Annotated in this window: 18 protein-coding genes; 11 read left to right on the top strand and 7 right to left on the bottom strand. The window is 63.0% G+C overall.

The genetic code is table 11. From position 1 onward, the window contains the following. The first annotated feature begins 8 nt into the window (after positions 1-8). Entirely contained in the window at positions 9-4,586 is a 4,578-nt protein-coding gene (locus AC1Q5P_RS09950; protein WP_492518833.1) for an LVIVD repeat-containing protein, read from the top strand. Between the two features lie 61 nt (positions 4,587-4,647). On the opposite strand, the gene AC1Q5P_RS09945 is transcribed toward AC1Q5P_RS09950, so the two are convergent. Next, positions 4,648-5,031 (bottom strand): hypothetical protein, encoded by a 384-nt coding sequence (locus AC1Q5P_RS09945; RefSeq protein ID WP_492518832.1) that lies wholly within the window; start codon positions 5,029-5,031, stop codon positions 4,648-4,650. Between AC1Q5P_RS09945 and AC1Q5P_RS09940 the strand changes: the two genes are divergently transcribed. Both AC1Q5P_RS09940 and AC1Q5P_RS09935 read left to right on the top strand, forming a co-directional pair. Then, entirely contained in the window at positions 5,030-5,164 is a 135-nt protein-coding gene (locus AC1Q5P_RS09940) for a hypothetical protein (protein WP_255355072.1), read from the top strand. The genes AC1Q5P_RS09945 and AC1Q5P_RS09940 overlap by 2 nt on opposite strands. A gap of 164 nt (positions 5,165-5,328) precedes the next feature. Then, on the top strand, positions 5,329-6,027 hold the full coding sequence (locus AC1Q5P_RS09935; protein WP_492518831.1) for a S24 family peptidase: 699 nt from the start codon (positions 5,329-5,331) through the stop codon (positions 6,025-6,027). Here the strand turns inward: AC1Q5P_RS09935 and AC1Q5P_RS09930 are convergent. Then, positions 6,024-6,461, bottom strand: a complete 438-nt coding sequence (locus AC1Q5P_RS09930; protein WP_492518830.1) for an acetyltransferase — start codon at positions 6,459-6,461, stop codon at positions 6,024-6,026. The two genes, AC1Q5P_RS09935 and AC1Q5P_RS09930, sit on opposite strands and share 4 nt — an antisense overlap. Before the next feature lie 65 nt (positions 6,462-6,526). Here AC1Q5P_RS09930 and AC1Q5P_RS09925 point away from each other — a divergent pair, with 65 nt between their 5' ends. After that, positions 6,527-7,207: an MBL fold metallo-hydrolase gene (locus AC1Q5P_RS09925; RefSeq protein ID WP_062346196.1), complete on the top strand. Its 681-nt coding sequence runs from the start codon at positions 6,527-6,529 to the stop codon at positions 7,205-7,207. A gap of 79 nt (positions 7,208-7,286) precedes the next feature. On the opposite strand, the gene AC1Q5P_RS09920 is transcribed toward AC1Q5P_RS09925, so the two are convergent. Continuing rightward, positions 7,287-7,679: an MAPEG family protein gene (locus AC1Q5P_RS09920; RefSeq protein ID WP_492518829.1), complete on the bottom strand. Its 393-nt coding sequence runs from the start codon at positions 7,677-7,679 to the stop codon at positions 7,287-7,289. Between the two features lie 245 nt (positions 7,680-7,924). Here AC1Q5P_RS09920 and rpmF point away from each other — a divergent pair, with 245 nt between their 5' ends. From rpmF to AC1Q5P_RS09895, 5 genes are all read left to right on the top strand, one after another. Beyond that, positions 7,925-8,104, top strand: a complete 180-nt coding sequence (gene rpmF / locus AC1Q5P_RS09915) for a 50S ribosomal protein L32 (protein ID WP_039331452.1) — start codon at positions 7,925-7,927, stop codon at positions 8,102-8,104. A 24-nt stretch (positions 8,105-8,128) separates the two neighbouring features. Next, positions 8,129-9,232 (top strand): phosphate acyltransferase PlsX, encoded by a 1,104-nt coding sequence (plsX, locus tag AC1Q5P_RS09910; RefSeq protein ID WP_062346192.1) that lies wholly within the window; start codon positions 8,129-8,131, stop codon positions 9,230-9,232. Next, positions 9,229-10,206 (top strand): beta-ketoacyl-ACP synthase III, encoded by a 978-nt coding sequence (locus AC1Q5P_RS09905; RefSeq protein WP_039331450.1) that lies wholly within the window; start codon positions 9,229-9,231, stop codon positions 10,204-10,206. The genes plsX and AC1Q5P_RS09905 overlap by 4 nt, the downstream gene beginning before the upstream one ends. 140 nt (positions 10,207-10,346) lie before the next feature. Beyond that, positions 10,347-10,643: an integration host factor subunit alpha gene (locus AC1Q5P_RS09900; protein ID WP_174544584.1), complete on the top strand. Its 297-nt coding sequence runs from the start codon at positions 10,347-10,349 to the stop codon at positions 10,641-10,643. A 10-nt stretch (positions 10,644-10,653) separates the two neighbouring features. Further along, positions 10,654-11,064 (top strand): MerR family transcriptional regulator, encoded by a 411-nt coding sequence (locus AC1Q5P_RS09895; RefSeq protein ID WP_193828037.1) that lies wholly within the window; start codon positions 10,654-10,656, stop codon positions 11,062-11,064. 676 nt (positions 11,065-11,740) lie between these two features. Here AC1Q5P_RS09895 and AC1Q5P_RS09890 read toward each other — a convergent pair. Together AC1Q5P_RS09890 and AC1Q5P_RS09885 are read right to left on the bottom strand one after the other, a co-directional pair. Then, positions 11,741-12,286, bottom strand: coding sequence for a SixA phosphatase family protein (locus AC1Q5P_RS09890; RefSeq protein WP_492518828.1), 546 nt, complete (start codon positions 12,284-12,286; stop codon positions 11,741-11,743). Continuing rightward, positions 12,283-15,003: an ATP-dependent DNA helicase gene (locus AC1Q5P_RS09885; RefSeq protein ID WP_492518827.1), complete on the bottom strand. Its 2,721-nt coding sequence runs from the start codon at positions 15,001-15,003 to the stop codon at positions 12,283-12,285. Before AC1Q5P_RS09885 ends, AC1Q5P_RS09890 begins: the two co-directional genes overlap by 4 nt. A 176-nt stretch (positions 15,004-15,179) precedes the next feature. On the opposite strand from AC1Q5P_RS09885, the gene AC1Q5P_RS09880 reads away from it, so the two are divergent. After that, positions 15,180-16,007 carry a flagellin N-terminal helical domain-containing protein gene (locus tag AC1Q5P_RS09880; RefSeq protein ID WP_039331445.1) on the top strand — a complete coding sequence of 276 codons (828 nt, stop codon included), beginning with the start codon at positions 15,180-15,182 and terminating at the stop codon, positions 16,005-16,007. A 125-nt stretch (positions 16,008-16,132) separates the two neighbouring features. Further along, positions 16,133-17,740, top strand: a complete 1,608-nt coding sequence (locus AC1Q5P_RS09875) for a lysine--tRNA ligase (protein ID WP_193828039.1) — start codon at positions 16,133-16,135, stop codon at positions 17,738-17,740. Between the two features lie 114 nt (positions 17,741-17,854). On the opposite strand, the gene AC1Q5P_RS09870 is transcribed toward AC1Q5P_RS09875, so the two are convergent. Beyond that, the gene (locus tag AC1Q5P_RS09870; RefSeq protein WP_492518826.1) at positions 17,855-19,717 is read right to left on the bottom strand and encodes a DUF885 domain-containing protein; all 1,863 of its coding nucleotides are present in this window, start codon (positions 19,715-19,717) and stop codon (positions 17,855-17,857) included. Then, positions 19,708-20,385, bottom strand: a complete 678-nt coding sequence (locus AC1Q5P_RS09865) for a prolyl hydroxylase family protein (protein WP_193828041.1) — start codon at positions 20,383-20,385, stop codon at positions 19,708-19,710. Before AC1Q5P_RS09865 ends, AC1Q5P_RS09870 begins: the two co-directional genes overlap by 10 nt. Positions 20,386-20,473 lie beyond the last annotated feature (88 nt).

The following is a 20,473-nucleotide window of genomic DNA, read 5'->3' as shown; positions in this document are numbered from 1 at the left end:
CCCAGCCCATGACCGACACGCGCAGCTTCCGCAAACTCTCGCTGGCATGGCTGATAGCGGCGCTCGCCGCCCTGCTGATCCCGAGCGCTCTTTACGCTTCGGGTGAAGAGAAAGCCCAGAAGGTTACGCATACTCGCGCACCCGCCGCGCCGCGCGGCCAGCCCGGTGATACGGTCGAGGAGCAGTGGGCCTACGTCGACAAGCAGAACGCAGGCTGCGTCAGCTGCCATACCAAGAGCGACCATCGCACCATGCACGCCAGCCCAGCTGTGGTGCTGTCCTGTGCCGATTGCCATGGCGGCAACACCAAGGTCATGGCTGACCGGTCATGGAACCGCAATTCGATCGATTATGTCGCGGCCATGAAAGATGCACACGTTCTGCCGAAGTACCCGGCCGCATGGGGCTGGCCGTCGTCAGCCAACCCGAAGCGTTCCTACGCGCTTCTGGGCAAGGAAAGCCCCGAGTTCATCCGCTTCGTCAACCCGTCGGACTATCGCGTTGCGCGTGACTCCTGTGGTGCTTGCCACATGCAGATCATCGAAGCGTCCGAACGCTCGCTGATGTCGACGGGGGCAATGCTGTGGGGCGGGGCGGCCTATAACAACGGCATCGTCCCCTTCAAGAACTACATGTTTGGCGAAAGCTTCACCCGCAATGGTGAGCCTGCCTTGCTGAAGTCGGCCTCGAAGGAGATCGGCGCGGACGGGAAGCCGATGTGGGGCACCGTCACGCCCCGGGAGAAGGCGCGCGGCGCCTTGCCTATCATGTACCCACTGCCGCGCTGGCACACCATCCCGCCGGGCGACGTGTTCCGCGTGTTCGAGGATGGTGGTCGTACGATCAACCCGCAGTTCCCCGAAATCGGCCTGCCCAATTCCACGGGTCTGATCCAGCGCCTGGACGAACCGGGGCGTCCTGATCTCAAGCAGTCCAACCGCGGCCCCGCCACGGGCCTGCGCGTCGCCATCCCGGTGCTTAACATCCACAAGACGCGCCTGAATGACCCGTTCCTGTTCCAGATGGGCACCAATGATCAGCCGGGCGACTATCGCTCCTCGGGCTGCGCGGCGTGCCATGTCATCTACGCGAACGACCGTGAACCGCGTCACTCGTTGAACTACGGCAAGTGCGGTCGTGACGGGCAGACCATCACGGCTGACCCCACCATAAACTCCCTGCGTGAAGGCCAGCATCGCAAGGGTGCCTATGGCTCCTACAACGCCGAGAAAGAAGAACATCACGACAGGGTGCGCGGCACGGTTCTCGGCGGGAAGCGCGGCTATCTCGGCGGTGACAGCACTGATCCTGAACAGTCGAGAGACATGGAGGGCGATTGCGCCCGCGCCATTTCCTCGGCCGAGCAGCTGGTCTACTCGCCGGGCAAGGGTGTCGCGCCACATGGCTCGATGGACAACGACAAGATGGACCAGGCCTCGGCCCACGCCATGGCCGGACTGGACGCCAAGGGGCACCCGAAGAAGGATGCCCACGGCGAAGATGCGCACCAGGCCGATGGCCCAGTCGCAATGCAGGATCGCGAACGCGGCCACCCGCTGGTCCATGCCTTCACCCGCGCCATCCCGACCGCGCAGTGCATGAATTGCCACATGCACCAGCCCAACATCTTCCTGAACTCTTACCTCGGCTACACGATGTGGGACTACGAGTCCGATGCGCCGAGTATGTGGCCCGGGCCAGAGAATCGCGCGCCCAAGCCCGCCGGCATGTCCGATGAAGACTACGCAAAGACGTTCAAGAAGCAGTTCTACCCGAACATCGACGAGCAGCGCGAAGTGCTGGACCGCAATCCCGAAGGCGCGTCCACGCGCGGTCTGTGGCGCGATGTCGAATTCCTGCGCAACGTCTATGACCTGAACGACAAGCTGGAACGCACCCAGTTCGCCGACTATCACGGCCACGGCTGGAACTTCCGCGCCATCCTCAAGCGCGATCGTCGCGGCAACCTGCTCGATGACGAGGGCGATATGTCCTCCTACGGCACCGACAAGGCGCACATCATCTCGCCTGACGATCCGGAAAAGTTCCGCAAGGCCGGCGAGGGCAAGTTCGTCGAACCGGGTGAGAGCAATCCCGGCAAGGCCGTCCACATGATGGACATCCACGCCCAGATCGGCATGCAGTGCGCCGATTGCCACTTCTCGCAGGACAGCCACGGCAATGGCGTGATCTATGGCGAAGTCGCCAACGCTGTCGAGATCGGCTGCAAGGACTGCCACGGCACGCCCGATGCTTACCCGACGCTGCTGACTTCGAACATGGCGGCGCCTGAGAAGGGCAACAACCTTGCCCTGCTGCGCAATGCAGACGGCCAGCGCCGCTTCGAATGGTTCAAGGAGGCCGATGGGCGCCGCGTGCTGATCCAGCGCTCGATCATCGATCCCAAGTTGTCCTGGCGCGTCAGCCTGGTGAAGGACTCGGTCGACGCTCGCTTTGCCGGGCAGATGGACACGTCCGGCAAGCCGATCTTCAACCCCAAGGCCGCCCGCGCGAAACTGATGGCCAAGTCCGCGTCGGATGACGGTGTCTACAAGTTCGGCACCGGCGTGCCCAAGGAGACCCGCGCCCACCGCGACGACGACATGGCCTGCTTCACCTGCCACCTGTCGTGGACCACGTCCTGCGCCGGCTGCCACCTGCCGATCGAGGCCAACTGGAAGTCGGCCACGCACAAGTACGAGGAAGACTACACCCGCAACTACGCGACCTATAACCCGCAGGTCGCGCGCGACGACATGTTCCAGCTCGGCAAGCACCAGCGCAACAAGTCGTCGGGTTCGGACCCGGTGCAGTATGACGCCTCGGGCAATCCGGTGTCGGGCAAGGCGATAACCGCGCCGATCCGTTCAACTTCGGCTCTGATCTTGTCGTCAACCAACATCAACCGCGAACGCATCTACGTGCAGCAGCCGCCAATTTCCTCGATCGGCTACTCGTCACAGGCCTTCGCGCCGCACTTCCCGCACACTGTTCGCAAGAACGAGACCAAGCAGTGCACCGATTGCCACGTCAGCCAGGACGAGGACAACAATGCCACGATGGCGCAGCTCCTCCTGCTGGGCACCAATTACGTGAACTTCGTGGGCATGAACGCCTGGTTTGGTCTCGACGGCGGCTTCGAAGCCGTCCGCGTCACCGAATGGGATGAGCCGCAAGCGGTGATTGGCTCATACCTGCACCGCTACGCCTACCCTGATTACTGGAAGCAGCACGTCGAAGATAACGGGCGCGAGTTGAAGAACTGGACGCGAGGCAAGATCGTCGATGGCAAGCTTTCGGGGGAAACAACCGGGCAGGAACAGTTTGCCAACGTGGTGGAGGGGACCAAGGACGCAGTCCGCTGCCTGCAGATGCGCGGCGAGTACATGTACGTCGCAGAGGGCAAGGGCGGATTCCGAGCCTATGACATTGCCGCCATCGGCAACAAGGGCTTCTCGGAGCGGATCGTCACTGCTCCCTTCTCGCCCTTGGGCCATGACACCCATGTCGCTACCACCAACGCGACCTGCATGGCCCTGCCGACCAACCAGTCAATCGCGCCGACCCGCAACACACCCGAATTGCGCACGCTCAATCAGGAGCAGCCGTTCTCGCCGATCTATTCCTACGCTTTCGTGACCGATGCGGTCGAAGGCCTGATCGCGGTCAACGTCGACACTCTCGCCGACGGCGAATTCCGCAACAATTTCTTCAATCGCGCGCTGACCTTCAACCCGGACGGCGTGCTCACTGGCGCTCGGCACATCACGCTCGCCGGGGACTACGCCTATATTGTCACCGACAAGGCGCTGGTCACGGTTCACCTGCCCAAGCCATGGTCTGCGCAAAAGCCGTGCGAAGTCAGTGAGAAGAAGGGCGGCGAAACTTGCCTCGATCCGCGCATCACTTCGGTCGTGCCCTTGCGCGATCCTCGCGCCACGGCGGTGCAGTTCCGTTACCTGTGGGTGACGACGGCCAATGGCCTAGAACTGATGGACATCACCAACATGGCCCAGCCCAGGGCCGTACCATCGGCAACTGTGCCGATGGTCGACGCTCGCCGAGTCTACCTTGCGCGCACGTATGCCTATGTCGCAGCCAAGTCGCAGGGGCTGGTCATCGTGGACATCACCGCGCCGACGCGACCGTCGACCTACACGAGCTACACCGCTGACGGGCAATTGAACGATGCCGAGGACGTGATCGTGGCGTCAACCAACGCCTCGCTCTTCGCCTACGTCGCCGATGGCCGGAACGGGATGAAAGTGCTGCAGCTGACCTCGCCAGCCAGTCAGCCGAACTTCTACGGCTTCTCGCCCGAGCCCAAGCCGGAGCTCATTGCATGGGCTCGTACACCGACACCGGCCCTGGCGCTGTCAAAGGGGCTAGATCGCGATCGCGGTGTCGATGAAACCGGAGGGCAGATGGCTGTCTTTGGTCGGCTTGGTTCCCGCCCGTTCACCCGGCCGGAAATGGAAGAGCTGTTCCTCAACAGCAAGGGCGATGTCTTCCGCGTCACCAACGCCGTAGACATGAGCCTCTGGGTCGGTGCCAAGCCTGCGCCGCTGCTTGCGAAGACGAATTGACCGGTTGGAGAGGAGAGCGGGTGCCTTGAGTCCATGCGCTCAAGAGCACCCGCCGATCTCCTCAGTCCTCGTCGAGCAGCAGGATCTCGCACTCCACTTCCATGAGCGGTGCGGGCAGGACCTCATGGTCAACCCGGGTCACCGCAGCATCGGCCACCAGCCGCCCTCGCAACTTGAACTCGTGTTCGGGCAGAACCGCGATGAAGCTCTCGCCGTCACTTACCGCCTCGCTGCCGGCAAAGCGGAGCACCAGACGGTGCCGCGAGCCTGAAAATGTGATGCTCGCCCACGGCGTCTCGTCATGGCTGAGTACTTCGGCGTGTGGCCCGCTTATCTCGCGCACGCCACGCAACAGGCGCTCGGCGGGAGATGGGCGAGGGGTGAGAGGAGGAGGAACGCATTCAGCAAGCGCCTTGGTCTCGAAAGCATGAGGATCATGCAGCATGGACATTCTCTCCGAAGTTGTTCATGAAATGTTCTACGCGTTCCACCATTCCGGAACGCGGCTCACGGCCGTTGCGCAGATCACCCACAAGACGGGGATCGTGGGCGGCAAGGCGGCCGAACTTGGTGACTGACATGCCCGTCTGGCGAAGGAAGCTCTCGATCTTGCGGAGCAACATGGCGTTTCTAAACCTCCAGCTGCGGAGTCGGCGAGACGACTCGAAATAGGATTTTTCCTATGTTGATCCTCAAATCCTACAATGCTAGGAAAAGTCCTTCGAAATCGGAGTAAGGCGAAATGGTCCCGGCAGACAGCGAATCGGAAGACGGCACACGCACCCGTCTTGTGGGCCTTGCCACGCAGCGCGGCGTCAGCCTCTCGGCGCTCTCGGCGCTGATCGGTCGTAACACCACCTATCTCCAGCAATTCGTCCGCAAGGGCAGTCCGCGCAAGCTAGAAGAGAATGACCGCCGTACGCTTGCGGAGTTCTTCGGCGTCCCGGAAACCGATCTTGGTGCCTCGCCCCGCGGCGGTGTGATTACCGCGGGGCAGGGAGCATCGCGTGGCGTCAAGCCCACTCGGTCCATCGCCGCCGAATGGGCCGACATTCCCCGCCTGCCGCTGGGCGCTTCAGCTGGTCCCGGCACACTCCCGGCAGAGGAGATTCCTTCCGGTCGCCTGCGCTTCAATTACCGCTGGCTCAAGGGGCAGGGGCTGGAACCGGCGATGCTTTCGGTGATCGAAGTCGAAGGTGATTCGATGGAGCCGACCTTGCGCGATGGCGACGAGATCCTCGTTGACCGCACTCCGCGCCCGTTGCGCGCGGGAATTCACGTGATCCGGCTTGACGACGTGCTGCTGGTCAAGCGCCTCGAATCCGGCCCTGGCGGCACGGTGCGGATCATTTCAGACAATCCCGCTTATCCTCGCCTTGAGCGCCCCTTGAACGAGGTCGAGCTCGTCGGCCGGGTCGTCTGGAAAGGCGGCCGACTCTAGCTGCGCAGTTCCATGAGGATCAGCGGATAGGGCCGCTCTTGGCCGTCCACCTCCTTGCGGCCGATCTCGGCAAAGGCCATCCGGCGATAGAACCCCCGGGCGTGTGCATTCTGCTCGTTGACCTCAAGGCGATGTGCTCCAAGTGCCTGAATCGCATGTTCGATCAGGGCTTTGCCAACGCCTTGGCCATGGCAGGCGGCATCGACGAACAGAGCCTCGATGCTTCCATCGTCCACGATCATGAAGCCGTGGGCGCGGTCGCTCGCATCCACAGCTACAGTCATGGGCGTACCGGGAAGAAAGCCCGCAACCTCTTTGCCAATCGCCAGCCGGTCTTCGGGCGACAGGAAGTCGTGGGTCGCATCCACTGCAGAGGCCCAGATTTCCAGCGCACGCTCGTCATCTGTGGGGCGGGAGGGGCGGATCGATATCATCGGGCAAACCTAAGCCCCGGACCGGAGCATTGCAATTATGGTGCCTTCGCTCCAAATCGGCAGGCATGACCGTAGCCGCCACCCAAACCGCCGCCCAGCCGCCTTTCAAGGTCGCGATCATCCCCGTCACACCACTGCAGCAGAACTGCACGCTGGTCTGGTGCACCAGGACCATGCGCGGCGCCTTCATCGATGCCGGCGGCGATCTCGACAAGCTGCGCAAGGCGATCGAAATGACCGGCGTCACCATCGAGAAGCTGCTGGTTACCCACGGCCACATCGACCACTGCGGCAGCGTCGGTATCTTCGCCCGTGAACTCGGTGTGCCGATCGAGGGCCCCCACGAGGATGACCGCTTCTGGATCAGCCGCCTCGATGAGGACGGCCAGCGCTATGGCATCGATGGCGAAGTGTTCGAACCCACCCGCTGGCTCAATGATGGAGACAAGGTCACCGTCGGCGAGGTCGAGCTCGACGTAATCCACTGCCCCGGTCACACACCCGGCCACGTCGTCTTTCACCACGCCCCGACACAGGTAGCGATCGTAGGCGATGTGCTGTTCCAGGGATCGATCGGCCGCACCGATTTCCCCATGGGCAATCATCAGGACCTGATCGACTCGATCACGCAAAAGCTCTGGCCGCTCGGCAACGACGTGACTTTCGTTCCCGGTCACGGCCCCAACAGCACGTTCGGCCGTGAACGCCAGACCAACGCTTATGTCAGCGACTATGCCCTGAGCTAAGCAAACGCGCTGAAGTAGCTCCTTTCCCGCAGGTGGACTGGGCTGGGGGTGGGCATGTCACTGCCCACCCTTGCAGATTTCACATATCCAAGGCGATCGAAACCGCCCAGACTCCAAGACCAAGTTGGGTCAGCATCGTCGTCAGCGTACCCACGCCGCGAAGGAACCCAAGCGGCCCGCCATCCATGCCGACGCCATGGCCAATGCGGCCGAGCATGTAGATAGCGGTCACGCCCATCAGCCACGGGTTGCCTGTCCGCGCCAATTCCACCGCCGCGATCAGCACCAATACGACCGGCGTGTTCTCGACAAAGTTCGCCTGCGCCCGCATCCTCGCGATCAGATCCATGTCGCCGCCATCGCCGATGCTGATCTTCTTGGCAGAGCGGACCATGCCGCAACGGATCGACAGCCAGATATTGATCGCCGCAGCGGCCGCAGCCGCGCACAGCGTGATTGGCAGTATAGTCATGCCTTCAGGTACTCCCCCTTGTGTTCGTCCGTCCTGGGATCTGCGGCCAAGGCTAGCGCGGGTGCGCTTGCAAAGCACCAGAAAATCCGTATAGGCGCGCCTTCGCCCAGTGATTGGCGAATCCCGTGTCTGTCTGGCGTCCTTCGCCGCGTACGGGTCCTGCCGCAAACAGGGCTTGTGCGATGGACCGGTTTTCCCTATCGCGCCCGCAACAAAACTACGCAATTCTAAGAACAGGTGCCGAGATGGCCGTCCCCAAAAGAAAGACTTCGCCCTCACGCCGTGGCATGCGCCGCAGCCATGACGCGCTGAGCGTCGAAGCGTTCCACGAATGCTCCAACTGCGGTGAACTCAAGCGCCCGCACAACCTGTGCAATGCTTGCGGTCACTACAACGGTCGCGAAGTCATCGCCGTCGGGCTCTAAGCCTTAAAACGGGGGACTGAGGACATGAGCCTGCCGCGTATCGCCGTCGATGCGATGGGCGGTGATGAGGGCGTGCGCGTTATGGTTGAAGGCGCGGCACTTGCCCGTCGTCGCCATGACCGTTTCAAGTTCCTTCTCGTTGGTGACGAGGGCCGCATCAAGCAGGCCCTCGAAAACCACCCAAATCTTCGCGAAGCTTCGGAAATCCTTCACGCGCCTGATGTCGTGTCGGGTGACGAGAAGCCGACGCAGGCCCTCCGCCGCGCCAAGACCACGTCGATGGGCCTGGCGATCAACGCGGTAAAGCAGGGCCATGCCGGCGCTGCTGTCAGCGCGGGCAACACCGGCGCGCTCATGGCCATGGCCAAGCTCGCCTTGCGCACCATGCCCGGTATCGATCGCCCCGCACTCTCGGCCCTGCTGCCGACGCTCGGCGAACATGACCTGATCATGCTCGATCTTGGCGCGAATACCGATTGCGATGCCCGCAACCTCGTCCAGTTCGCGATCATGGGGGCCGCCTACGCTCGCATCGTCAACGGGCTCGACGCGCCGCGTGTGCGCCTGCTCAATATCGGCACCGAAGAGACCAAGGGTACCGATGCCCTGCGCGATGCCGCCAACCAGCTCAAGGAACTGGCCGGCGATCTCGCGATGACGTTCGACGGCTTCACCGAGGCGGACAAGCTCTCGCGCGGCGATTGCGACGTTGTCGTCACCGATGGCTTCTCCGGCAACATCGCATTGAAGTCGATGGAAGGCGCGGCCCGCTTCGTCGCCGATCTGCTGCGCCGCAGTTTCTCCTCGTCGCTGCGTTCGAAGTTCGGCTTCCTGATCTCGCGCCCGGCGACCGAGCTGCTCAAGCACCATCTGGATCCCAACAACCACAACGGCGCGGTCTTCCTTGGCCTCAATGGCGTGGTTGTGAAAAGTCACGGCAGCGCATCGGCGCTCGGCGTCGCCAATGCCGTTGCCGTCACGGCCCGCCTGCTGGAGGAAAACCTGACCGAGCGTATCGAAGCCGACCTCGCGCGCCTTGGCGCCGAGACGATCAGGACTTCTGGCCGCACCTCCGGTCGCGGTGGGCGCAGCGCGGCCCCTGCCGCAACCGGTGAGGACGCGGCATGACCGTACGTTCGATCATTCGCGGCAGCGGTTCGGCTCTGCCACAGCGCTGCGTCACCAATGCCGAAATGGCGACCATGGTCGATACGACCGACGAATGGATCGTCGAGCGCACCGGGATTCGCCAGCGGTATCTCGCAGGTGAAGGGGAGACCACTTCTACCCTCGCCACTGCGGCTGCCCGTCGCGCGCTCGAATCTTCCGGGATTGAAGCGGCGAAGGTCGATCTGATCGTCCTTGCCACCGCCACGCCCGACCAGACCTTTCCGGCAACCGCCACCATCGTTCAGCACAACCTCGGCTGCAACGGCGGCATCGCGTTTGACGTTGCGGCGGTTTGCTCGGGCTTTCTCTATGCAATGGCCACTGCGGATTCGATGATCCGTACAGGGATGGCCAAGTGCGCGCTGGTCATCGGCGCTGAGACGTTCAGCAAGATTCTCGACTGGGAAGATCGCACCACCTGCGTTCTGTTCGGCGATGGTGCCGGCGCCATCGTGCTTGAAGCGCAGGACGTTGACGAATCCGATCCCGATTCTCCTGGCGTACTGGCCTCGCGCCTCCACGCCGATGGTGCGCACAACGAACTGCTCTATGTCGATGGCGGTCCGTCAACAACCGGTACAGTCGGCAAGGTCCGCATGAAAGGCCGCGAGGTTTTCCGCCACGCTGTCACCAATCTCGCCAATGTCCTGCGCGAAGTGCTCGAGACGACGGGCCACGATGCCGGCGAGATTGACTGGGTCGTACCGCACCAGGCCAACTTCCGCATCCTCGACGCCACGGCGCGCAAGCTCGATCTTCCCGCTGAAAAGGTGGTCGTCACAGTCGACCAACATGCCAACACCAGCGCTGCTTCGGTGCCGCTCGCCTTCGATGTCGCGATGCGCGATGGCCGCATCAAGCAGGGCGATCTGGTGATGTTCGAAGCCATGGGCGGCGGCTTCACCTGGGGCGCCAGCCTCGTCCGCATCTGACGGACTCGATCTAACGGACTCGGGACGTCCCACGTCGAGCCAGTCTTATCGTTCGCAAGCAATGGATTGCATTGCGTTCCGCAGAATCAGCGTTATTGTCAGCCCCCTTGGCGTCTTCTGACTTCTGGGGGGAATAAAGGATGCGTTCTGTAGGTACACTGACCCGGGCCGATCTGGCCGAGAGCATCAACCGTCGCGTGGGGCTTTCCCGTGCGGATTCGCTCGAAATGGTTGAATCCATTCTTCAGCACATGTGCAATGCACTGGCTGAGGGTGAAAACGTGAAGATTTCCGGCTTCGGCACCTTCCTTCTGCGCGACAAGGCAGAGCGGATCGGCCGCAATCCCAAGACCGGCATCGAAGTGCCGATCACGCCGCGCCGCGTCCTCAGCTTCCGCGCCAGCCAGATGCTGAAGGACCGCATCGGCCAGGGCTGATCACCAGCGGATGAGCGTCCCCGAACTTCCCGATGCCGGACCTATTCCGGACGACGGTAAAGACCCGGCAGCTTTCCGCACAATCGGCGAAGTGGCCAAGGCGCTCGGCATTCGTCAGCACGTCCTGCGCTATTGGGAAGAGCAGTTTCCCACGCTCCGCCCGCTCACCCGAGCGGGCGGCCGCCGCTACTACCGCCCCGAAGACGTCGCCCTCATCACCGAAATCCACCGCCTCCTCCACAAGGAAGGCTTCACGATCAAGGGCGCAAGGCAAGCGCTGCGGGGGAGGAAGGGGACTGCTGCGAACGCAGCCCCGTCGGCAGAGCCTGCGCCCATGGCTCCAGATGAACAATCCGCCGCCCCACTCGTGACTTACTTGCAATCCATCCGCGACCGGCTGGCTGCTGCGTTGGAAGAGTAGGGCGCGCTGACCTTTCACTTCCGATTGAACGGCCTCCGGTGGTGGTTGGTAGACTTCAGATTAAAGATAGTGGTGGTAAAGAACCTTCGGCAAGATTGCAGCGAGCCAGGCTAGTTGACGATGAGCGTCAATAATAAGGTCGCGCACATTCGAGGTAGGTAATCTTCCTTGTCCGGAGATCATACTCTAGCTGAATTGCAGTGCAGTTCTCACCTGCAACAGCAGGGTAGTCATCAAACTTCACCCACCGTCGTTCGCCAGGTCTAGCGTCGGCCGGCGCAGGACAGTCGACCGTCTTTAAGCTGCCATCCGATTGTACCTCTTCGCAGCCGTAGTCGGAGGGCCTGGGCGGTTCTACTTGGGTTGTGTAGGCTCCGCGCACCGACCCTTTATACTCAGTGTAGTAGCGCGCATAGCTTTCTAAAGGCTCTGCTTCGGGTGGTAGTTGTATCGCGCTTTCGATCTCGTCCATCAAGGCTGAATGGCTATCCCTTTGAGACGAGGCACAACTAGCCAGTGTAGTCAGAAAAATGATGATGGAAACATACCGCATCTGCGCATCTTCGCAGTTGAGTCTCACGCCCGCAACGGCGTCATTTCCGGAAAGTCGGCTTTCGCTGCAAATAGTTGAATAGCAGACACTCGGCGGCAAAGCTGCCAATCATCCGTAACAACCTCAATCCACCAAAACCGGCCCCAACGTCGGGTCCAGATCGCGCGGCCGCTTGATCTCCACCAACCGTGCGCAACCCTCGGTTACGTCCGCCCAGTCGTCCACATCAAGTTCCATCACCGCAAACGTCGCGGTCGGGAACTTCTCTTCCACCACTTCGCGCAAAGGGCTGGAGCCATCATCGGGCACGAGGTCGAAGATCAGGTCCTCCAGCCCCGGATTGTGCCCGATCATCAGGACGCTTTCCGGGTCGCCGGACAGTTCCTTCAGCAGGTCGATCAGCGTGGCCGAGCTGGCAAGGTAGATGCGCCGGTCCCATTCGATCTTGAACGTGCACTTCCACGCCTTGCTGCTTTCCTCGACCGTTTCGGCGGCGCGGACGGCAGGGCTGGCGATCATGCGGTCAAAGGTGCGGCCGGTATCGCGGATATATTCGCCCATCGCTCGCGCCCCGCGCTTGCCGCGCTCGTTCAAAGGGCGGTCGAAATCCCGCGCGCGCGCATCGCTCCAGTCCGATTTGGCGTGGCGAAACAGGGCCAGTGTCTTCACGAAATCCCCTCGCGCGGTGTCTGAACACTCTCCCGTCCAGAAACACTGGCACCGACGCTTTGTAAAGCCACATCGAGCGTCACGCGGCGGATCGGCGTTCCCGCCGGAAAGGCCGAGAGCAGCCGCGAGGGGAAGGCCGAGGACAGCACCACGAAGTGCCCCTTGTCCCCCGCCGAGCGGATCAGGCGCCCGAAGGCCTGTGCCAGCCGTGCGCGAATGATCCGGTCGTCATAGGCCGAACCACCGCCGGCCAGTCGCCGCGCGCGGTGGAGGATCGAAGGCTTGGGCCAGGGCACCTGCTCCATCACCACCAGCCGCAGTGAATCCCCCGGCACGTCCACCCCGTCGCGCAGGGCATCGGTGCCGAGCAGCGAGGCGCGTGGATCGTCGCGGAAGATGTCGACCAGCGTGCCGGTGTCTATCGGATCGACATGCTGCGCGAACAGCGGCAATCCGCCCCGCGCCAGGCGGTCGGCAATGCGGCCATAGACCGCGCGCAGCCGCCTGATCGCAGTGAACAGCCCCAGCGCCCCGCCGCCCGAAGCTTCGATCAGCCGCCCATAGGCCGCTGCCAGTGCCGGAATGTCGCCCTTGGGCACGTCGGTCACGATCAGTACTTCGGCTTGGGACGCATAGTCGAACGGACTGTCAGCCGTGAACAGGCGCGGCGCAATGTCCAGATGCGGCGCCCCGCTGCGCTCGACCGCGCTCTGCCAGTCATCGCCATCACGCAACGTGGCCGAGGTCATCATCACCCCGTGAGAAGGCGCCAGCACGGCATTGGCAAAGGGCTTCATCGGATCGAGGTAATGCCGGTGCAGCCCGACATCCCACTCACGCCCGTCCGAACGCTCCACCGCAATCCAGTCGACGAAATCGGGGTCGCCCGGCCCACCCAGCCGCGCCAGCAGCGCAATCCATCCCGCGATGAGATCGCTGCGCCAGCCGATCGCACTGCGCGCCCCCTCGATCCGCGCTCGCGCCGGACCATCGAGCCAGTCGGGTCCATCCTCGACAATCGCCTCCAGCCGCAGCCCCAGCCGCACCAGCGGCTTGCGCAAGGCCTCCAGCGCCTCCTGCGCGCGCCCAGCCACCTCGATGAACCCGCCGTCCAGTTGCGCGATCTCGGTCTCGAGCCCATAGCCCGCTTCCTGCCCACCGCTCTCGTCACGCGCATAGGCCAGCGCCCGCGCCGCGCTCAACAGCTCCTCCAGTGGCCCTGAAGGGGTGCCTTCCACCACCCGCGCCAGCCAGCCTTCCGAGGGCAGAGCCTCAGCCGCCTCACGCGCCTGCGAAATCGCGCGCTCGCCTTCCTCGTCATAGCTCGCCACATCGGCAAGCCGGGCCGAAAGCCCGCGCCGCCTTCCGCGCGACTTGCCCTCAGGCCCGATCACCCAGCGCCGCAGCTCGATTGTCTCCGCGCCCGTCAGTGCCGCCGAGAACGTCGAATCCGCCGCTTCGAAAACATGGTGTCCTTCGTCGAACACGATCCGCGTCGGCCGCTGCGCAGCGTCGCGCCCGCGCGCGGCGTTGACCATCACCAGCGCATGATTGGCAATCACCAGTTCCGCATCGGCAGAGGCCCGCGCGGCGCGCTCGATGAAGCACTTCCGGTAATGCGGGCACCCGGCATAAACGCATTCGCCGCGCTGGTCGGTCAGAGCCGCGATGCCGCGCTTGCGGAACAGCGTGCCGAGCCAGCCGGGCAGGTCACCGCCGATCATGTCGCCATCTTGGCTGTAGGCCGCCCAGCGCGCCACCAGCTGCGCCAGGATCGCCGCCCGCCCGGCAAAGCCGCCCTGCAGCGCGTCTTCCAGATTGAGCAGGCACAGGTAGTTCTCGCGCCCCTTGCGCACCACCACGGGCGGCTTGCCGTTGCGCGAGGCTGGAAACGCGCGCCGGCTTTCGCGCCGCAACTGTCGCTGCAGCGCCTTGGTGTAGGTCGAGACCCAGACCGTCCCGCCCGATTGCTCCGCCCACAGCGAGGATGGCGCGAGATAGCCGAATGTCTTGCCCGTGCCCGTGCCCGCCTGCGCCAGCACGACATGCGGCTGGCCCTGTCCCTGTCGCGGTGCGAACATGCGCGAGGCCTCGCGCGCGTAATCCTGCTGCGTCGGTCGGGCTTCGGCCCCGGCGCCGGTCAGCTCGGCAAGTCGCGAGACCACTGCCGCTTCGCCCAATACGACCTGCGCCGGCTGAGGCCGCTCGGCCGCCTCTTCCCACTCCGGCAGCTTGGCGAACAGCCAGCGCTCGGCCCGGTCCGGCTTGCGAATGCGCGGGCTCAGCAAGGTGCCCCAAGGCCAGCGCATCCGAACCAGCGATTGCAGCGCTGTCCACGCTCCCTCCCGCTCGGCCCAGTCCGCACTCTCGCATGTGGCAAGCAAAGCCTCTGCGGCTTCCTGCAGCAGTTGCGGCACCTTGTCGTCGCCGGATGGCTCCTCAAGCCCCAAAGCATGGGCCAGGCCCTTCGGCGTAGGCACCATGAACCGCGCCGGATGCACGAACGCGAACAGCTCCAGCAGGTCGAGCCCCGAAAGGTCCGGATAGCCGAGCCTGCTCGCCACCAGCGGTGCATTGAGCATAAGCAGCGGCGTATCTGCCGCTGCCACGATCGCCTCGCCCTTGCCAAGTCCGCGCGTGGCAAAGCCGTCACGCAGCCAGCATCCGCCGTGGCTTGCATGAATCGCTGGCAGGGCAAGGGCAGGGCGTTCGGTCACCCTGCAGCGTTAGAACAGGAATGGAACACCGCACAACCCCACGGCCAGCCAAAACAGAGCCTTTCACCGCGATTTACCGTCCCCCTTAAAACCTGCGCCCCGCAGCCGTCCTTCTCCACAGCAACCAATACCGGCGTGTCCCACCAGATGCTCCGGCCCATAGTGGAGAATGGGAAATGGCAGTCATCAACACGAATATCAGCGCCATACGCGCTACGAATGCTTCGAACTCGGCCAACAAGATGCTGGGTACAGCGATGGAGCGTCTGTCGACCGGCAAGCGCATCAACGGCGCGAAGGACGACGCCGCAGGCCTCGCCATCAGCACGACCATGACCTCGCAGATCAAGGGCATGGGCCAGGGCGTCCGCAACTCGAACGACGGCATCAGCCTTGCTCAGACCGCCGACGGCGCGCTGAACGAAGTGACCGCAATGCTGCAGCGCATTCGCGAACTGGCCGTCCAATCGGCCTCGGGCACCTATCAGGACGCCACCGACCGCGTTTACATGCAGAGCGAAGTCGACCAGCTTACCGCGCAGGTCGATCAGATCATCACCAACACCAATTTCAATGGCGTGCAGCTGTTCGACGGCACCGTCACGTCAATCACGATCCAGGCAGGCTCGGACGCTTCGGACCAGGTCATCCTCGAGATCGCCGATCTCACCACGCTGCAGGCCTCGGGCGGTGCTGCCGGCTCATACGATGTATCGACGGCAACCGCAGCCAACACCCTGCTCGGTACGCTGGACTCCGAACTGGACTCGATCTCGGGCGCGCGTTCGCTGCTTGGTGCAGGGCAGAACCGTCTTGAATCGGTGATCAACAACCTCAACGACAACATCACCAACCTGTCGGATGCCCGCTCGCGCATTCTCGATACCGACTATTCGGCGGAAACCACCGCCATGGCCAAGGCACAGATCCTCAGCCAGGCGTCGACCGCCATGATCGCCCAGGCCAACCAGGCCCAGCAGAACGTGCTCTCGCTTCTGAAGTAAGCCTCCCTCAGAAGCCTCCACGGAAGGGCGGACGTCGCGTGAGCGTGGCGCCCGCCCTTTCGTCGTCTGGTCATCCCCGGTTTTCTCTTGCACCCGTCGCGCCCACGCGCAAAAGGGCGGGCACCATGACAGACGCAATCAGCACCGCCGCCCAGACCTCCAAGGCTTGGCCCTTCGAGGAAGCCCGCAAGCTCATAAAGCGGTTCCCCGGCGGCAAACGCGATGCGTCAGGCGAACTGGTCCCGGTTCTGTTCGAAACCGGTTATGGTCCTTCGGGCCTGCCGCACATCGGCACGTTCCAGGAAGTCCTGCGCACCACGCTGGTTCGCCGCGCCTATGAAGTGCTGACAGGTGGCCATCCCACACGCCTCGTCGCCTTTTCCGATGACATGGACGGCTTGCGCAAGGTGCCGGACAACGTGCCGAACAAGGCGCTGCTCGATGCCCATCTCGGCCATCCGCTCAGCCGCATCCCCGATCCGTTCGAGAAGTTCGAAAGCTTCGCGCACCACAACAACGCCATGCTGCGCGATTTCCTCGATCGCTTCGGCTTCGATTACGAGTTCGTCTCGGCTTCGGACCGCTACAATTCCGGCGCCTTCGACGACGCATTGAAGGGCGTGCTGCGCAACTGGCAGGCGATCATGGACATCATGCTCCCCACCTTGCGCGAGGAACGCCGGAAGACCTATTCGCCGGTCCTGCCGGTCTCGCCGACCACCGGCGAAGTGCTGCAGGTGCCGGTCGAGGTGGTCGATGCCGAAGCCGGCATTGTCCGCTTCACCGACAGCAATGGCGAAACCATCGAGCACACCATCCTCGGCGGCTGGTCCAAGCTGCAGTGGAAGGTCGATTGGGCGATGCGCTGGGTCGCGCTTGGCGTCGATTACGAGATGTGCGGCAAGGACCTCACCGACAGCGTCACGCAGTCGGGCAAGATCGCCCGCGTGCTCGGCGGCCAGCGCCCCGAGGGCCTGATCTACGAACTCTTCCTTGATGAGAAGGGTGAGAAGATCTCCAAGTCCAAGGGCAACGGCCTGACCATCGAGCAGTGGCTCGAATACGGCAGTGAGGAGTCGCTGGGCTTTTACCTCTTCCGTGAGCCCAAGAGCGCCAAGTCGCTTCACGTCGGGATCATTCCCCGCGCGGTCGACGAATACTGGCAGTTCCGCGAAAAGATCCCGACCCAACCGATCGAACAGCAGCTCGGCAACCCGGTATGGCACCTGTTGCGCACTAACGGTCCGGCCGAGGGTGAGGGCGAAAAGCTCCCGGTCACGTACGGCCTGCTGCTCAACCTCGTCGGCGTATTGGGCGCGCAGGCCACGCGCGATCAGGTCTGGTCGTATCTTGGCAACTATGTCGAGAACGCCGATCCTGCAGCGCACCCCGCACTCGATGGCCTCGTCACCCGCGCTCTGGCCTACAACCGCGATTTCATCGCCCCGACTTTGCAGCGCCGCAAGCCGGAGGAGAACGAGGCAAAGGCTCTGGCAGCGCTCGACGAGGAACTCGCCGGTACGTCCGACGATGCCACCGCAGAGGAACTGCAGAACATCGTCTACGAGATCGGCAAGGACCCGCATTACGGGTTCGAGCAGCTCCGCGACTGGTTCAAGTGCCTCTATGAAACGCTTCTGGGCTCCAGCGCCGGACCGCGCATGGGCAGCTTCATTGCGCTCTACGGCGTCAGCAATACTCGCAAGCTGATCGCCGAAGCGCTGGGCGATTGATCTCAGCCAGCCGTCCTGAGCCAACGTCCTTCAACAGGCTCAGGACCAGCGGTGCTTTGTGAAGCCTCATCCACCCAACCCGCTCATCCTGAGCCTGTCGAAGGATGAATAGGTCTAGCGCGCCATACGCGTCCGCGCGATCCACCCGCGCACCTTGCCTTCCAGCACTTTCATCGGCAGCGCTCCACTCCCCAGCACCTGGTCGTGGAATGCGCGGATGTCGAACTTTCGGCCAAGCGCAGACTCTGCTTCCTTGCGCAGCCGCTGGATCGTAAGCGCCCCGATCTTGTACGCTAGCGCTTGTCCCGGAATGGCAATGTAGCGGTCGACTTCCGCCTCGGCGTCGCTGCGGCCCATGCCCGAATTGGCAAGCATGTAATCTACCGCCTGCTCGCGGGTCCACCCCTTTGCGTGAAGGCCCGTATCCACCACCAGCCGCATCGCCCGCAGCATCTCGTCGTCCAAGGTGCCCCAATGCTGCATCGGGTCCTTGTAGAGACCCATCTCGAAACCCAGGGTTTCGGCGTAGAGCGCCCAGCCTTCGATGTAGGCGTTATTGCCGCCAAAGCGCTGGAAATCGGGCAGGGCCGTGTTCTCTTGGGCAAGGCTGATCTGGAAGTGATGGCCCGGCGCGCCTTCATGCAGGTAAAGTGTGGTCACGCCCGTCAGGTATCGGCTCTTGAGGTCGTAGGTGTTGAAGAAGAACGTGCCCGGCTGCACGCCGTCGGGCGTCCCTTGCGCATAGCTGCCACCTGCTTCGAACTTCGCGCGGTAGGCAGGGTAGGGCTGGATCTGCAGGGGCGTGCGCGGCAACTGCAGGAAATAGCGTGGAGCCAGAGCGTCAACCTTGCGACCGACCGCGCGAAAGCCCTCCGCGAGCTGTTGTTCGGTTCTGGGGTGGTAGCGTGGATTGGTTCGCAGATCGTCGAAGAACCCGCGCAAGGGACCAGTATAGCCCAGCTCCGTCTTGACCTGCTCCATCTCGGTCTGGATTCGCGACACTTCGCCCAGGCCCATTGCGTGAACGGTCTCGGGGTCGAGATCAAGCGTGGTATAGGCCCGAATCAGTTCGCGGTAGAGCGGGCCACCTCCCGGCAAGGCAGAGAGGCCCACCTGCTCGCGGGCTGCAGGGCGATAGTCATCCGCCAGAAACCGACGCAGCTTCCGATAGGCCGGGTAGATGTCGCGCCGTGTGACTGCATACAGATCCCTGCGCAGCCGCAGTTTCTCCGCGCTTGAAAAGGTGCTCGGAAAGCTGCGCGCCGGGCTGGTGAATGGCGATCGCTCGACCGGCTGGGCCAGAAGGGCATCGATCTGGGCGATCATGTTGTCCACCGTCAGCCTCGGCTCGGTCACTCCGCTTGCCATTCCCTCGCGGAAGCGCGCAGTAGCCTGATCAAAGACGCGCCCGAGCACGCGGTGCCGTGCGATTAGAAGCTCGTAATCGCGCGTAGTCTCCAAGGCGATGCCGCTGCCCGGAGATGACAGTTCGGGGTAGGAAACGTGGAAACCGCCAAAGTGGTTGAACGGGCGAACCTCGGTCAATGCCAGAAGGTCGGGTTGCAGCAGTGCGGCGTCTGCGCTTTTTGCATCGATCAGCACTTCGCGCGACAGGCGATGTGGCTCGTCCAGTTTGCTGGGGCTTATTTGCCGCAGCCGCGCCAGCAGTTGCGCATTTGCCTCGCGCCGCTCCCTGGCAAGTTCTGGCGAGAACAACTGCAGGAATGCCTCGACCGAAACGCGCTGGCCTTGCTGCAGGGCGCCAACAGGATCGAGCGCGAAGCCTTGCCGCATTTCATCGGCAAAGATCCGCTCAAGCTGGGCATTTTCCGGAAGACCGGATGATGCCTGCGGGCCATTGTCGATCTGCGCGGCGACAACGGAAGAACCTGTGGCAGCAGTTGCAGCATGGCTTGCGCCCGGCTGCAGCAAAGCGAGTGCAATCAGGCCGTGCCAGGCCCCCCATTTCAGTGCCACGGGCGCGACCTGTACCACTTGGTCAGGACATACTTCTTGCCGCGCACAACCGGCGTTCCGGCGTGCAGGGCATCAGGATTTGGTGTGCCGTCGGGCTTCATGTTGTTCCAGAGCAAGAGCGCACCCGGTTGCGGCGGGATGGAGAGGTTGACACGGGTGAAGTCGGTTGTCCCGCCTTCCTCCACGGCGTTGAGATACGCCATGGCCGTCCAACTACGCTGGCCGCCGCGTTTCTGTTCCGTATCCCAGAAGTGCTGCGAAGGCAGAAAGTGGTCATAGTGGCCACGAAACTCCTGTCCCGGTTCGTAGCGTTGCCCTTGGATCGTCTCGCCGAACGCGGGATCGATTCCGATCAGGTCGTCAATCCGGCGCTGCAGCATGAGGATGAAAGGGTCAAACGGATCCACGTCCCCGGTATAGCTGGTTCGGCCAGTCGCGTCCGTACCTTTGTAGGTGGGGGAGGGGCGCGCCACCTTGTCGACGATGGCGATCAGCCTTTCGCACTCTGCGGCCGAAAAGAAATCCGCCACGCCAAAGATCTCGAGCCCATCCACCGGTATACGATAGACGCCAGAGTCGTTTGCGAGACGCTTGCGGACTGTCTCTCCGATCGAACGCAGCGCCGAGGTCTCTGCATATGACTGACTCTTCTTTGAAAACAATCCCATATTGCACGATCTCATGTTGGAATCGGCTCGTCACCGCAATCCAGTTCAATTGATCCGAACCGGACTAATACTATGGATTTGGCGAAGC

The sequence above is a fragment of the Novosphingobium sp. GW835-FHT14H07 genome (assembly GCF_058793515.1).
This window is presented reverse-complemented; position numbering and strand designations above follow the sequence as displayed.

Bases quoted from the DNA above. Each gene is read 5' to 3' on its own strand.
- AC1Q5P_RS09950 (WP_492518833.1), top strand. From the start codon at position 9: ATGACCGACACGCGCAGCTTCCGCAAACTCTCGCTGGCATGGCTGATA.
- AC1Q5P_RS09940 (WP_255355072.1), top strand. From the start codon at position 5,030: ATGGACATTCTCTCCGAAGTTGTTCATGAAATGTTCTACGCGTTCCAC.
- AC1Q5P_RS09945 (WP_492518832.1), bottom strand. From the start codon at position 5,031: ATGCTGCATGATCCTCATGCTTTCGAGACCAAGGCGCTTGCTGAATGC.
- AC1Q5P_RS09935 (WP_492518831.1), top strand. From the start codon at position 5,329: ATGGTCCCGGCAGACAGCGAATCGGAAGACGGCACACGCACCCGTCTT.
- AC1Q5P_RS09930 (WP_492518830.1), bottom strand. From the start codon at position 6,461: ATGATATCGATCCGCCCCTCCCGCCCCACAGATGACGAGCGTGCGCTG.
- AC1Q5P_RS09925 (WP_062346196.1), top strand. From the start codon at position 6,527: ATGACCGTAGCCGCCACCCAAACCGCCGCCCAGCCGCCTTTCAAGGTC.
- AC1Q5P_RS09920 (WP_492518829.1), bottom strand. From the start codon at position 7,679: ATGACTATACTGCCAATCACGCTGTGCGCGGCTGCGGCCGCTGCGGCG.
- rpmF (WP_039331452.1), top strand. From the start codon at position 7,925: ATGGCCGTCCCCAAAAGAAAGACTTCGCCCTCACGCCGTGGCATGCGC.
- plsX (WP_062346192.1), top strand. From the start codon at position 8,129: ATGAGCCTGCCGCGTATCGCCGTCGATGCGATGGGCGGTGATGAGGGC.
- AC1Q5P_RS09905 (WP_039331450.1), top strand. From the start codon at position 9,229: ATGACCGTACGTTCGATCATTCGCGGCAGCGGTTCGGCTCTGCCACAG.
- AC1Q5P_RS09900 (WP_174544584.1), top strand. From the start codon at position 10,347: ATGCGTTCTGTAGGTACACTGACCCGGGCCGATCTGGCCGAGAGCATC.
- AC1Q5P_RS09895 (WP_193828037.1), top strand. From the start codon at position 10,654: ATGAGCGTCCCCGAACTTCCCGATGCCGGACCTATTCCGGACGACGGT.
- AC1Q5P_RS09880 (WP_039331445.1), top strand. From the start codon at position 15,180: ATGGCAGTCATCAACACGAATATCAGCGCCATACGCGCTACGAATGCT.
- AC1Q5P_RS09875 (WP_193828039.1), top strand. From the start codon at position 16,133: ATGACAGACGCAATCAGCACCGCCGCCCAGACCTCCAAGGCTTGGCCC.
- AC1Q5P_RS09865 (WP_193828041.1), bottom strand. From the start codon at position 20,385: ATGGGATTGTTTTCAAAGAAGAGTCAGTCATATGCAGAGACCTCGGCG.